The organism is uncultured Aquimarina sp. (genome assembly GCF_947492115.1).
In the GTDB taxonomy this organism is placed as follows: Bacteria; Bacteroidota; Bacteroidia; order Flavobacteriales; family Flavobacteriaceae; genus Aquimarina.
Genome location: NZ_CANLMM010000002.1, coordinates 292,613 through 305,854, shown reverse-complemented (window position 1 = coordinate 305,854; position 13,242 = coordinate 292,613). Strand labels below are relative to the sequence as shown.

14 protein-coding genes are annotated in these 13,242 nt (G+C 32.9%); 5 read left to right on the top strand and 9 right to left on the bottom strand.

Going from position 1 to position 13,242, the window contains the following annotated elements; genetic code table 11:
* Positions 1-20: 20 nt before the first annotated feature.
* Positions 21-302, top strand: a complete 282-nt coding sequence (locus tag Q1A73_RS06760) for a DUF427 domain-containing protein (protein WP_299603287.1) — start codon at positions 21-23, stop codon at positions 300-302.
* A 27-nt stretch (positions 303-329) separates the two neighbouring features.
* Here Q1A73_RS06760 and Q1A73_RS06755 read toward each other — a convergent pair whose 3' ends face one another.
* A complete protein-coding gene (locus tag Q1A73_RS06755; protein ID WP_299603284.1) occupies positions 330-626 on the bottom strand; it encodes an isoamylase early set domain-containing protein in 297 nt (98 codons plus the stop codon).
* 124 nt (positions 627-750) lie between these two features.
* The gene (locus tag Q1A73_RS06750) at positions 751-1,833 is read right to left on the bottom strand and encodes an aminotransferase class V-fold PLP-dependent enzyme (protein ID WP_299603281.1); all 1,083 of its coding nucleotides are present in this window, start codon (positions 1,831-1,833) and stop codon (positions 751-753) included.
* A 77-nt stretch (positions 1,834-1,910) separates the two neighbouring features.
* Here Q1A73_RS06750 and Q1A73_RS06745 point away from each other — a divergent pair, with 77 nt between their 5' ends.
* The 3 genes from Q1A73_RS06745 to fabD all read left to right on the top strand — a co-directional run bounded on the left by Q1A73_RS06745 (position 1,911) and on the right by fabD (position 4,715).
* Positions 1,911-2,858, top strand: a complete 948-nt coding sequence (locus tag Q1A73_RS06745) for a dihydrofolate reductase (protein ID WP_299603278.1) — start codon at positions 1,911-1,913, stop codon at positions 2,856-2,858.
* Between the two features lie 7 nt (positions 2,859-2,865).
* Positions 2,866-3,717 (top strand): fructosamine kinase family protein, encoded by an 852-nt coding sequence (locus Q1A73_RS06740; protein ID WP_299603275.1) that lies wholly within the window; start codon positions 2,866-2,868, stop codon positions 3,715-3,717.
* 116 nt (positions 3,718-3,833) lie between these two features.
* Positions 3,834-4,715: an ACP S-malonyltransferase gene (fabD, locus tag Q1A73_RS06735; RefSeq protein WP_299603272.1), complete on the top strand. Its 882-nt coding sequence runs from the start codon at positions 3,834-3,836 to the stop codon at positions 4,713-4,715.
* A gap of 74 nt (positions 4,716-4,789) precedes the next feature.
* On the opposite strand, the gene Q1A73_RS06730 is transcribed toward fabD, so the two are convergent.
* Positions 4,790-5,296: a hypothetical protein gene (locus tag Q1A73_RS06730; RefSeq protein WP_299603268.1), complete on the bottom strand. Its 507-nt coding sequence runs from the start codon at positions 5,294-5,296 to the stop codon at positions 4,790-4,792.
* A gap of 300 nt (positions 5,297-5,596) precedes the next feature.
* Between Q1A73_RS06730 and Q1A73_RS06725 the strand changes: the two genes are divergently transcribed.
* Positions 5,597-6,754: a gliding motility-associated C-terminal domain-containing protein gene (locus Q1A73_RS06725; RefSeq protein ID WP_299603266.1), complete on the top strand. Its 1,158-nt coding sequence runs from the start codon at positions 5,597-5,599 to the stop codon at positions 6,752-6,754.
* Positions 6,755-6,768: 14 nt separating this feature from the next.
* Here Q1A73_RS06725 and Q1A73_RS06720 read toward each other — a convergent pair whose 3' ends face one another.
* The 6 genes from Q1A73_RS06720 to Q1A73_RS06695 all read right to left on the bottom strand — a co-directional run bounded on the left by Q1A73_RS06720 (position 6,769) and on the right by Q1A73_RS06695 (position 13,137).
* Positions 6,769-7,269 (bottom strand): TlpA disulfide reductase family protein, encoded by a 501-nt coding sequence (locus tag Q1A73_RS06720; RefSeq protein WP_299603263.1) that lies wholly within the window; start codon positions 7,267-7,269, stop codon positions 6,769-6,771.
* A gap of 158 nt (positions 7,270-7,427) precedes the next feature.
* Positions 7,428-7,694 (bottom strand): hypothetical protein, encoded by a 267-nt coding sequence (locus Q1A73_RS06715; RefSeq protein ID WP_299603261.1) that lies wholly within the window; start codon positions 7,692-7,694, stop codon positions 7,428-7,430.
* A 56-nt stretch (positions 7,695-7,750) separates the two neighbouring features.
* Positions 7,751-9,025, bottom strand: a complete 1,275-nt coding sequence (locus Q1A73_RS06710; protein WP_299603258.1) for an amidohydrolase family protein — start codon at positions 9,023-9,025, stop codon at positions 7,751-7,753.
* 116 nt (positions 9,026-9,141) lie between these two features.
* Positions 9,142-10,131: a prolyl oligopeptidase family serine peptidase gene (locus tag Q1A73_RS06705; protein ID WP_299603255.1), complete on the bottom strand. Its 990-nt coding sequence runs from the start codon at positions 10,129-10,131 to the stop codon at positions 9,142-9,144.
* Between the two features lie 100 nt (positions 10,132-10,231).
* A complete protein-coding gene (locus tag Q1A73_RS06700) occupies positions 10,232-11,836 on the bottom strand; it encodes a DEAD/DEAH box helicase (protein ID WP_299603253.1) in 1,605 nt (534 codons plus the stop codon).
* A 116-nt stretch (positions 11,837-11,952) separates the two neighbouring features.
* Positions 11,953-13,137, bottom strand: a complete 1,185-nt coding sequence (locus Q1A73_RS06695; protein ID WP_299603251.1) for an SNF2 helicase associated domain-containing protein — start codon at positions 13,135-13,137, stop codon at positions 11,953-11,955.
* Between the last annotated feature and the right edge of the window lie 105 nt (positions 13,138-13,242).

The window sequence follows — 13,242 nt, the reverse complement described above, 5'->3', positions numbered from 1 at the left end:
AAATATAAAATAAGAAAGCTATGAAAGCCATATGGAATAATGAAATAATTGCAGAAAGCAATGACACTAAAGTAATCGAGAACAATCACTACTTTCCTCCTGAGGCAATAAAGAAAGAATTTTTTAAGTCTAGTGACACACATACCAACTGTCCATGGAAGGGTGTAGCATCTTACTATACCGTTTCTGTAAATGGTAAAGAAAATAAAGATGCCGCTTGGTATTATCCTGAAACTAGTGATTTAGCTAAGCAAATCAAAGGATATGTGGCATTTTGGAAAGGTATTGAGGTTGTAGAGTAATACAACCTCAATTTTATATATTTTTGCTTAAAGTACTAATATGCTATTTTCAGCAGCAGCAAAATCGTTCCACTGATATCCATCAGCTTCTGTTTCATTTGTCCACTCTCCGTCAACCACGTATTTAAATTCAAATTTTTGATCTTTAGGAAGATTTAAAGTTCCTTTAAATGTACCATTTTTCAATTTTTTCAATACAGTAGCTTCTGTGTTCCACTCGTTAAATTCCCCAGCTACAGAAACGCTTGATGCTTCTTTTGCAGGTACAGAAAAAGTAACTTTGCAAATTGGTTTTGACTTTAAGTATTGTTTGGTTATAGCCATAATTCTTGTTTATAATTAATTCTTAGTTAATAAAATTATCTGTTAAATTAATACAAAACATTAAAAAACAAAAGTGTGAAGAGTCAGATTTTCAATAATTTAATGAACAATTAACAATTAAATATTAACGATAACGATGTAGTATTCCGACAAGCTTGTCAATGTCTTCTTTATTATTATAAAGATGAAGACTTATTCTAATGCCATTTCCTCTTAGTGAGGTAATGATGTTTTTTTCTTTAAGAGTGTTGTGTAGTTTCTGGTCTCCTTTAATGTTGAAAATCGCACTATTATCATTTCGTTGCTTAGCAACTTTGTCTAATACTCCAAGATCGGTAAAATTATGCTTTGCATACGTTGATAATTCCTTGATTTTTTCTTCAATTTCTGAAAGTCCAATTTTAGAAAGAAACTGAATTGAATGTTGCAAACTCCCGAAGTTGAATGTGTCTAAATGACCACATTCGTATCTTGATCTAATATTAGTATATGATGGGTCATATGATGAGTTTAACGAAGTTTTTAAATAATTATTTGGCGTTAATTGTTTCAGAACTCCTTCTTTAAAAAGTAAAAAACCATTACCATAGCCTCCTAAAAGCCATTTGTAACCACTACAACCTAAAATATCAACTCCAGATTGTTCAAAATTGAAAACTTTTGTTCCACAAAACTGCGTGCCGTCTGCTATGATAAGAAGGTTTGGATGTTTAATTTTTAGATTTTTTAAAAAATCTAGATCTATGGTAATTCCGTTTATATATTGTACTAAGCTAAAAGCAAAAATATCAGGTGAATATTGAGCAATTGCTTCAGAAATATTTTCTTCTAAAGAGGTATTTACCTCCGCATAGCATACTTCGAATTCTTTACTTTTTACAGAAAAATTAATCGAAGGGTAATCTTCATCCAATAACAAAATCTTTTTGTTTTTCTCTAATCCGTTTAAGATAGTATTAAAGCCGATAGAAAAATTAGGAGTTAGGACAGTATTTTCTGAAGTGCCGCCACAAAAATCTGCAATGGATTTTCTTACTGTATTTAGAAATTGCTCTTGATGGTCACGAAACATACTTCCTCCGATCAAAAAATCTAAATCATGTTCTTGTCTGTAATCCAATAAAGAATCATAGAGTAATCCAGAGGAAGCTGTGTTTAAGTAAGTGTTTTGAGATAGTACGGGAAATTCTTTTTGTAAATTCTTCATAAGTTCGTTTAGGGCTTTTTACCAAAACCTTTATATTTACTTTGATATTAATCAAGTGTCACTAAGGTACCATTAAAATGTTTTCAAAAAGAAAAGATACTCCACAAATTGATCCTGTTCAAAAAGAATTATATGAGCATGCACGTAAAAGAGTTGTTCAAAAGAAAAGACTGTTTCAACACTTTATTGTGTTCTTGGTTGGTTCATTATTTTTAGTGGTATTGAATCTATTAATTGGATTTGGTAAAGAGTATACCTTTTTTGGAATTAACTGGTCCGTCGTAGCAGTTATTTGTTGGGCATTCTTATTTGTACTCCATTTTTGTAATGTTTGGTTGTTTCATAAGTTTATGGGAGCTGATTGGACAAGTAATCAAATGGAGCGCTTGATTGCGAAACAAAAAGCAGAAATTGAATTGATTCAAAAAGATGTGGACAAGATGTATCCTAAAGATGAACTGTTGAAAAAGAAAGATGATTTTATTAAACAAGGACAACAAGCTACTATGACCAAAACTATTAGTGCAGAAAAACTTAGTCAAAATATAACAATGATTGCAGCTGCGGGAGAAAATGATGCGCTGGGTAAGGATAATGACTTGGTTTGGCATTTGCCAAATGATTTTAAACGTTTCAAGCAATTAACAACAGGACACCATATTATCATGGGGCGAAAAACGTTTGAGTCGTTTCCGAAACTGCTACCAAATCGTGTTCATGTAGTGATTACAAGAAATCCAGAATATAAGCCAGAAGGGGTTATCGTTGTGCATTCTATGGAGGAAGCATTAAAGGTTTCAAAAGATGATCCACAACCATTTATTATTGGTGGAGGAGAGATTTATAAGATAGGATTAGATTATGCAGACAGTATTGAGCTTACACGAGTTCATGGCAAATTTGATGCTGATGCTTTCTTTCCTGAAATAGATCCTGAAATATGGGTTCTAGAAAATAAGGAGCTTCATGGAGCAGATGATCGTCATGAATATGGGTTTACTTACTTAACTTATAAAAAGAAGTAACTCTAACTTGTTTTCCATCCATTTCATAAAGTATATTGAAGATTTACTAGAAGAAGAGGTAAAAGAAAAAAAACCACTCACTGGCGGTGATATTAATCAAGTTTTTTTCCTAGAAACTGGTACGAGAAAACTGGTGCTTAAGCTTAATAGTCTATCCGATTTTCCAAAGATGTTCGAGGCTGAGGCGATCGGACTACAAGAATTAGAAAAAGCAAAAATTTTTAGAGTTCCTAATGTAATACAACATGGATATTATGAGAATACTGCATTTTTATTGCTAGAGTATATTCCAATTGGAAGACCAGTTAAAAGTTTTTGGATGAATTTTGGTGAGCAGTTAGCGTTAATGCACCAAAAAAGTAGACCGTTTTTTGGTTTCGAAAGTGATAATTATATTGGAAGTCTACCTCAGTGTAATACTGATTGTAATTCTGCTGCAGAATTTTATATTACTCAACGATTATATCCACAATTTACCTTAGCATTCCAAAAGGGTTTTTCTTTTCAGAATTTAGATGCTTTCTATAGCAATATTGAAAAAGAGATTCCAAAACAAGTTTCAAGTCTTATACATGGAGATTTGTGGAATGGAAATTATATAGTGGATTCTGATGGAAATCCATGTTTGATTGATCCTGCAGTTTCGTATGCGCCTAGAGAAATGGATATTGCCATGATGCATCTGTTTGGTGGTTTTGATTCACAATTGTTTCAAACTTATAATGATGTTTTTCCACTTCAGCCAAATTGGAAAGATAGAATACATCTTTGGCAATTGTACTATTTGCTAGTACATCTAAATATTTTTGGAAGTTCTTATTATGATAGAGTGCAACAAATCCTGAAAGTTTATACTTAATTACAATATATTTTACAGAGGTGGTTATAGTTGGTTTGCCTAAAATTATAGATGTTTACTAATAACCACTATCAACATTATACTTACTTTTGTCAAAATTTTAAAATACACAATACATGAACGCATATGTTTTTCCAGGTCAAGGGGCTCAGTTTTCAGGAATGGGGCTGGATTTATATGAAAATTCAGAAGTTGCAAAAGAACTTTTTCATAAAGCCAATGATATTTTAGGTTTTGAGATCACAAAAATCATGTTCGAAGGAACAGCAGAAGAGTTAAAAGAAACGAAAGTGACGCAACCTGCTATTTTTTTACATTCTGTAATTCTTAGTAAGGTGTTAGGTGATGCATTCAAGCCTGATATGGTTGCGGGGCATTCATTAGGCGAGTTTTCTGCTTTGGTAGCTAGTGGAGCTTTGAATTTTGAAGATGCATTGCAATTGGTTTCTAAAAGAGCGTTAGCTATGCAAAAGGCTTGTGAATTAAAACCTTCTACTATGGCAGCAGTTTTGGGATTAGAAGATGAGGTTGTAGAAAAAGTATGTGAAGAAATTGAAGGAATTGTAGTCGCAGCAAATTATAACTGTCCAGGTCAATTAGTTATTTCTGGAGAAGTAGAAGCAATAGAAAAGGCTTGTGAAGTACTTAAAGAAAAAGGTGCTAGAAGAGCGTTGGTGTTACCTGTTGGTGGCGCATTTCACTCACCATTAATGGAACCGGCTAGAGAAGAATTGGCAGCAGCTATTGAAGCTACTAATTTTAGTACACCAACGTGTCCAATTTATCAAAATGTGACTACAACAGCAGTTACAGATCCAGAAGAGATTAAAAAGAATCTGATTGCACAATTAACAGCTCCAGTAAAGTGGACACAAAGTGTAAAGAATATGATGAAGGATGGTGCTACCTCATTTACAGAAGTAGGACCAGGAAAAGTATTGTCTGGGTTAGTAAAAAAAGTAGATCGATCTATGGAAACCATTTCTGCTACGATCTAAAAGAAAAGTTTGAACAAATTCTTAATAAAAACCTCAAAGAGTGACTTTGAGGTTTTTTATTTGATAATAGAATGCTATTGAGAAACCGCTTTGAATTGTGTTTCTAAGTATACTTGTTTCCATACTCCATTTTGGTAGGAGCCAACCTTGAAGTTATAGGTGTTATCATCAACATATTCCCACATATCGGTTACCAAAGAATCGCCATACTGATACTGATATAGAATGTTTTTTCCATCGACTACTATAGTTCCTTCAGTAAGTCCCCCAAAAACATCAAATTCCCAAAACTTTATAGTCTTGGAAGTCTTATCAAACTTTCTGACACCATGATTCCGCCATCCATATTCGGTTTGTTCTTGGTTTGTAAATCCTTTAGATCTGGCTATCACTAGAGTATTATGCAAATCATACTTAAAAGTTGTTTCCTGTTTAAAAACGCTTCCGTTTCCCCATTTTCCTTCCGCTTTCCACTCCTTGTTTACAAGGTTTTTAAAGGCATCAAGATTAGGTTCTTGTGCTAAAACTAATTGGGGTAGAAAAATGCTACATATAGTAAATAGAATAATTTGATACTTCATAATTAAAAGAGATTTCTAGTACAATATAAATAATTGCGGGGATACTATCTATTAATATGTTTTTAGAGTTTAATCAGGTTATATGCTATTTTAAATTAAAGTAGAAAATATGGGTATTAAAGGTTCATCGATTCATGAGAACCATTCGTCTATATTTATTTCGATAAACGGTAAAATGACGGTTAAACGGTGGAATTTTCCCATTCGAAGGTAATAATTGTTGTTCTGTCCAGAGTCGATGATAACCTGGTTTTTAAGGATTTACTTTTACATCAACAAAAACCATAAAGCCCTAATAAGATGTCAAATTTCAAATCAATATTCACCTTTACTTTAATAGCCGTTAGCTTCTTAGGATTTGCACAAGACGCTTTTCATAATTTTGGAAATGCACAAATTCATGGTGCTGGAACAGTGGGATTTCATATAGATGTTATCAATGATGGAGAGTTTAATGATAATAAGGGAAAGGTTGGTTTTTATAGTGAAAATAATTTAACGGTTTCTGGTGACAATAATCCTGTTTTTTACGATGTAGAAATCGATACAAAAGAAGGTTTGTTTTTGGATGTAGCTGTAGGGGTTACTAATTTTCAGGAATTTGTGAATGGTAGAGTCATAACAGATAGAGAGCAGAAAAATATCTCATTGGATTATATAGGAGATGCTCCGTATTTAGGTGAAAGCGATGAACGATATGTTGATGGATATGCTACTTTAAGTGGATTATTAGATTTTTCCTTTCCAGTGGGTGATGATTTTAGATTAAGACCAATAAAAATAGAAAGTGGTGCTGCAACAAATACTTCGAGAGCTGCGTACTTTTTTGAAAATCCAAATACACCTAATTTTTTTACTGAGAGATTTAATACAGAGCAGTATGAAGAATTATTATACGGAGTTAGTATTTTCGAATTTTGGGATTTAGATGGAAATCAAAGTACTAAGGTTACTTTAACATGGGATAGTAATAGTAATATTCCTACTCTTGTAGATGATGTAGAAGATTTAAGAGTGGTAGGTTGGAGTAAATCACTTAAGAAATGGGTAAACTTAGGGAATACTAATGTGATTGGAGATTTGGATAATGGAGAGATTTCTTCAGACGTAATTATTCCAGATGATTATGAAGTATTAACCTTTGGTTCGTCTAACAGATTACTAGATGGAGATTTAGAAGTTTTTACTGCGGTGTCGCCTAATGGAGATGGATACAATGATACTTTTAGAATTCAGGGTTTATCTCAATTCCCAAATAATCAAGTGTCTATATATAATAGATGGGGAGTATTAGTGTTTCAAAAGAAAGCATATCACGAAAATCAAAACTTTGCTGGTATTTCTGAGGGTAGAGCAACGGTATCGAAAGAATCAAAATTACCAGAAGGAACGTATTACTATGTATTAACTATTGAAGGAGCAAAAGATAGAGCTGGGTATCTGTACATTAATAGATAAGCTAATATTTAATTCTACCTTTTATTGTTAAGTATTTCATCAATTTCTTTGAAAGAGTAATTCCCTAAGAGTGTGCCATCTGGAGCAATTAAAAACTTGGAAGGTATTTCGGAAACACCGTATTTTCTGGCAATATCTGATAAGAGTACAAAACGATTTTGATTTACAATCTGATGCTTCCAAGTATATCCATATTTATTAGTAACCTTTTCCCAAGACTTTAGATTTTTCTCAAGAGCTACTGTAACTACAGTAAGATCCTTAGAATGTTTGTTATGTAGCGCCACTAGTTCTGGACTTTCTCTTAAGCACGGCGCACACCACGATCCCCAAAAATCCAATAGTACATATTTACCTTGAAGATTTGATAATTTAAAAGGTGTTCCATCTATTAGTTCAGCTTCAAAATCTGGAGCTATATTTCCATTAGAAGCAGCTGTTAATTTGGTGTATGTGTAAAATACCCCAAAAAGTAGGATTCCTCCTAAAAGAATATAGTTGAGTGTCTTTTTCATGAGCTTATCATTTTTTCAGAATCGGATAGCATGTACTATAAATCTTTTATTCAATTTATTTAATAGTGTATACTATCTTTTTTTAACTCTTAAAACAGCATTAGAAATTATAATAACTAATGCTGTTTTTTAGGTTAGTCTGAAGTGTTTAGAATTCCTTAATTCAATTTTCTTTCTTTTAGGATTTCTTCAAGTTCTTTATTGTTTTTAGAATTTTTGATGATTCTATAAATCAAAAAAGCTAAAATAAACATTGGGATCAGTCCCAATGGTTTTTTAGCAAGACTCCATCCTACAATTCCGACTACAAAAATTCCTGCCATAAATCCAATCAATAGGGCATGGAATATTTTAGAATTCTTTAATTTCTTTTTTTCGATTAAAAGTTCTTCATCTGTTAATTTAGAAAGCTCAGTTTTGGTCATTGATAATTTTATGTTTGAATAATCGATATTTCAATTAGAAAATGTATAAAGCAAAATTATTGCTTGTATATTTTTCCGTTTTTCATCACAAAAACTACATTCTCCATTGTTTTGATATCATCTCTAGGATCTTCGTCTACCGCTACAATATCTGCAATAAAATCTGGAGCTATTTGTCCTAATTCTTTGCTCATATTTAATACTTTGGCATTAACAATGGTGGCACATTGAATAGCTGTAATTGCAGGCATACCAGCTTCAACCATATATCCAAATTCTTTTCCATTTTGTCCATGTTTAAAAACTCCTGCATCGGTACCAAATGCAATTTGCACTCCTCGTTTATAAGCTTTTTTAAAGGTATCCTGAATTTTAGGACCTATCTCTAATGCTTTGGGAACAATAATAGCAGGATAATACCCGTCTATTTCTGCTTTTTCGGTTACTTCTTTACCGGCAGTAATTGTAGGGACCAAATAAGCTTTCTTTTTTTTCATAAGATCCATAGTTTTAGTGCTCATTAGAGTTCCGTGTTCTATGGTAGTTACTCCGCCATTCAAGGCACGTTGCATACCCTCATCTCCATGTGCGTGCGCCGCGACATGAAATCCATAATCCTTAGCGGTTTGACAAATAGCTTTTATTTCTTCTAGTTTAAATTGAGGATTAGAACCACTTTTTGCCACACTTAATACACCTCCTGTAGCAGTAATTTTAATAAGATCAGCTCCGTTTTTATAACGTTGTCTCACAGCTTTTTTTGCATCTTCTATACCATTTACAACTCCATCTTTAGGTCCTGGATCTCCCATAATAGTTTTTTTGCTTCCATTCGTGGGATCTCCATGACCACCTGTACTGGAGATAATTTTTCCAGCAGTAAAAATTCGTGGTCCTATAATTTTTTCCTGAGCAATTGCTTTTTTTAAGGAAATATTTACGCCGCTTCCTCCAAGATCTCTTACGGTGGTAAATCCTGCTAACAATGTAGCTTCTGCAAATCCTACCGAGTTGTAAGCAACATCTGCATCATTGTTCGTATAACGCTCTAGATAGGCTTTAGGATTCGATTCACTCTCCATGTGTACGTGCATGTCGATAAGTCCAGGCATTACTGTTTTGTCCTTTAGATCTATAATAATGTCATTGCTTTCTCCTTCTGTATATCCTGTTTCTATTTTACTGATTTTATTTCCAGAAACGACAATAGTTTTTTCGGTTAGTATTTTTCCAGTTTTGGTATCAATTAGTTTTCCACATTGAATATAAGTGTCTTGTGAAAATAGGGTAGTACTTATTATTGCTAAAAGCAATGTGTAAATGAGTTTCATAAGCTAAATATGTATAAAAGTTGTTCGTGTATTTATAAGGTAAACAATTTAAAATAAATTAATTTAACCAATATCTAGATTATGATTTCTTTTAGAATTATTGCAGCTCTAAACAGTTATCTCCCATGGAATTCCATGTCGGGTAATGGAGTGTCTTCTTTTAGATAGGTGTTAAACCATTGAATTACATCTTGATCTCTTTCTTCTCTAAACTGGCTGATACCATGATCTGCTCCTTCATACACTTTTAACCTATATGGGATTCTGTATTTTTCTAATTGTAGTGCTAATTGTAAGGAGTTTGTGGATTTTACTCTCCAATCAGCATTGCCATGTAATAATAGGATTGGGACTTTAGGAGAAAATTTATCTGCCCATAAAACTGCAGATCTTTTTTCTAGTTCCTCTTTTTTGTTTTGAAGGTAGTTAGGAATTAATTCTTTATACACTCCTTTTTCCATATTAGGACGATCAATAGTTCGTAAATCAGACTTTGCACCTCCTACTACTGCTGCTTTAATGACATCTGTTTTAGTTAAAGCAATATATGTCATCATTCCGCCGCGACTCCAGCCATACATACCTATTCGATTGGTGTCTGCTTTTGGTAATTCTTCGACTACTTTGGTAAGGTTTAAAATATCATTTACATCGCTACCACCAAATTCTTCCATGCCTTCGCTTTTACCAGATCCTCTATAGTTGCATCCGATCACAATATAACCTTCGTTTGCTAATTGGGAGAATATGTAAGCGGCAGGGAGTTTCATATCACCTTTAAATAACTGTAATGCTCCAAAGTCTCTATTGCCACCCCGATTGTAGATAATCACAGGATATTTCCCTTCTTTTTTAGGAATCGCAGCAAAAGCCTGAATTTTTAATCCATCACTGAGATAAGTGATTTCATGCATATCTATATTTTTAAGAAAGTGAACCCCATCTTTGAATGTAGACTTGGTATTGTCAGAATATAAATGAGGATAATCTTGCCAGCTGATTTTTTGTTGCTCTATTATTATTGATTCCTGAGAAGAACAGGAGCCAAAATTGAAAGCAATTATAAGTAAGGCTAAAATGTATTTTATATTCAAATTGTATATCATGTTTTTCTTTAATGACAGATGAAATTAAATAATATTACAACAAATCCTTACTACTGCAAAAAATAAAAATTGCCATGATTATATTTTTCAAAGTCTAAATCTATTTCAATAATTCTTCCAGATCATTTTCTATATAGTCTGGGATGGTATTAATATCGATGATTTCTTCAGAAAGATGTTGTTTTCTTTCTTGTAGTTGTAATATCTTTTCTTCGATAGTATTTTTGGTAATAAAGCGAGTGACCATTACGTTATTTTTTTGTCCAATACGATGTGCTCGTGCTACTGCTTGTTTTTCGATAAAAGGATTCCACCAAGGATCTAATAGTAACACGTAGGATGCTTTGGTGAGGTTTAACCCAACACCTCCTGCTTTTAGAGAAATAAAGAATAGAGAGATCGAATCATTTTCCTGGAAATCGCAAACTATTTTTTCTCTATCCGAACTTTTGGTCTGACCGGTAAGGCTAACAAAAGAAATGTTTTGAGCCTTACTCCATTCTTTATAAATATCTAAATGGGAAACAAAAGAGCTAAAAATTAATACTTTTTTATTTGATTTTATCAAAGTATCTAGATAGGATATAACATCTTTAAACTTTCCAGAAGGATTTTCGGTTTGAGAATCCACAAGTTTTGGATGATTGGCTAATTGCCTTAGATTGGTAAGTGTGTTGAGTATATGTATTTTGTTTGTTCCCTCGGTATCTATTCCTAATAATAAATTTCTGGCGGCGGATTTTTGAGCTTCATATGCTTTCTCTTGAGCAGGTAACATTTCTGTGTAAATAACTTGTTCTGATAGTTCTGGTAAGTCTTTAGCAACCTGTTCTTTGGTTCTTCTTAAAATAAATGGTTCTATAAGTAATTTAAGCTCTTCAATTCGTTCTTGGTTTTGATGTTTCTCTATAGGTGTTTTAAAATGATCTTTAAAAAACGGAAAGCTACCGAGCATACCAGGGTTAATAAATTCCATTTGTGACCAAAGATCAGATAGTGAGTTTTCTATAGGCGTACCGCTTAACGAGATTTTATGTGTTGCTTGTATTTCATTTATAGCCTTGAATATTTTAGACTCTTTGTTTTTTATTTGCTGACTTTCATCTGTAATGATGTAGTTAAACTGTGTTTTCTGGAGTATGTTAATATCCTTAGATAAAGTTGTATAGGTGGTTAAAATAACATCATAGGTTTCTAAATACGGGGCAACCTTTTTTCGATCACTGCCAGTGTATTTTGTAATGGTTAAATGAGGTGCGAACTTTAATATTTCCTGCGCCCAGTTAAACACTAAGGAAGATGGTAAGACAATTAAAGCTTTTAGATATGTTTTTATTTCCAAAGGATCACTAAATAAATCTAAACGAACGGTTTGTACAGCATTCGGTTCTGGAGTTAAAAGTTCTTTAGTGAATACTAAGGTTGCTATTGTTTGCAAGGTTTTTCCAAGTCCCATATCATCAGCAAGACAAGCACCTAATTGGTTTTGTTGGTGTTTTACCAACCATTTTACACCTTCTTCTTGGTACGGTCGTAAGGTAGCTTTTAGTTTGGATGATGGTTGATACGTTTCGTCCGGAATTGTATCGATTTCTAATTCTGTAGGAGGAATAATCTCTGTTAATAAGGTATAATTACCCTTGTTTACGAGAATAGTTTCATCTTTTATGGTACTAAAATTCGCTATCTTTTTATATCTGGTCATCCATTCTAAAGGGATGATAAATACAGAAGAACTATTTTCTAATGGGAAAAAGCGATTATTAGCTTTGATGTAAGGTATAAATCTTGAAAAAGGAATCTCTTGATTCCCAATCTGAACTATTCCTTTGATATCGAACCAGTCATTTTTTTTTTATGTTGCAATTCTAATTGATACGAATCTAGAGTAACCTTTTTGTCGTCGAAATCAGGAAGAGCAATATCGAATCCTTCTAACTCTAACTCCTTATGATTTTTTTGTATCCAATTAAAAATAGCTAAAGGATCATCAGAATTGTCTGTTTCTAATAAGAGATTAGAATTTAGGGTTAATCCTTTTGCTGTCAATCTCGCAATAACTTCTTTCTCTGCCTCTGCATCTCTTTTGGTCTGAGTAATCTGAATTTCTTCATTTGATCCAAAATGCACATCAGAAGAGGTTTTTTTATTACTATGATACTCAAAAGCTGCTTCTCCATAATCGAAAACCACTTTCGCAACAAAATTTTCAGTAATAAAATCCTGGATCACTTCTATTTTGTAGGATGCTATGTTTTTGTGTATCAGTATCTCAAAACCATTTGCAATTACATCGACATTTTTAATTACAGGAAGAATAACTTTATCCAAATACGTTTTAATGTGTTTTTTGGCAATAGTTATTTTTTCTTTACTAAAAAACGGTTTTAATTTATTAGCATTTAAGTTATTGATGTGATAAACCGTTTTGTCAATAGAAATCCAAGAAGGTTCATTTAACAATATTTGAATGCTATGATTTTGCGGAACTATGACACGTTCTTCTTCCTTAAGCGTAAATGCGTAATCGATACCATCTTCCGTTTTCGTGAATTCTAGAATAGGATGTAATGTATTAGCTCCTATCGATAGTCGATGTACTTCAAATGGATCTTTTCTTTGCGCATTATGAATGATTGGATACTCATTTTCAATAACTAAAGCATAGAAGGCGGTAAGCTTATCATGTATGTGGTTAATAACCACATCTTTAATCTTAGGTTCTTTTAGGATATCCGCCAATCCAAAAGTTTTTCTTTTTTTAGCGGGTCTAAATTTTTGTTCTAAAACTGCAACTTTTAAACTGGAGCAGATTTCCAGTAACTGTTCATGAGCCGTTTCTAAATAAGGAATACCAAAGCTGTCTAGAATTGCAGGAGTTGCTTGTTTTTCTACGTACCCAAGACCATTTGGTTTTATAGGTACGATATATGCTTCTGGTAATGGGGGAATTCCTGGTAGATTGGCATGATCAACCAGATTATAACAGATACAAAGTGAATCCATTTTGGGTGGTTTATATGGTTGTATTTAGTTGTTTAAACTAAAGGTGTTGTTATCGTTGGTAGCATAGAATGAAATTTACGCTCCATTCTATCCTATAAGTTAAGT